We start from the raw sequence: 332 nt of genomic DNA, 5'->3' as shown, positions 1-332 counted from the left end.
ACGTCTACCTCGTCGTCATGGAGGCGTTTTACACGTTCCTCGCCGATGACGGCTGGGCGATCGCGAGCCACATCGCGCTGTCGACGCTGATGGCGCTATTTCCGTTCCTGATCGTGCTGACGTCGCTGGCTGGCTTTTTCGGCTCCAAGGAACTCGCCGATGGGGCCGTCGGACTGTTGCTTCAAACCTGGCCGCAACAGGTCGCCGACGCGCTGTCAGGCGAAATCCACGACGTACTGACGACGACGCGCGGCGACATTCTGACCGTCGGCGCGGTGCTGGCGGTCTATTTCGCCTCCAACGGCGTCGAGGCGCTGCGGGTCGCGCTAAAC

Annotated in this window: 1 protein-coding gene; it reads left to right on the top strand. The window is 63.6% G+C overall.

Annotated elements, in window-relative coordinates; translation table 11 throughout:
- Positions 1-332: YihY/virulence factor BrkB family protein (locus QSV46_RS39285; RefSeq protein ID WP_314964031.1), on the top strand; the 332-nt coding region annotated here is incomplete at both ends.

The sequence above is a fragment of the Bradyrhizobium cosmicum genome, from assembly GCF_032290525.1.
GTDB lineage: Bacteria > Pseudomonadota > Alphaproteobacteria > Rhizobiales > Xanthobacteraceae > Bradyrhizobium > Bradyrhizobium cosmicum_A.
This window is presented reverse-complemented; position numbering and strand designations above follow the sequence as displayed.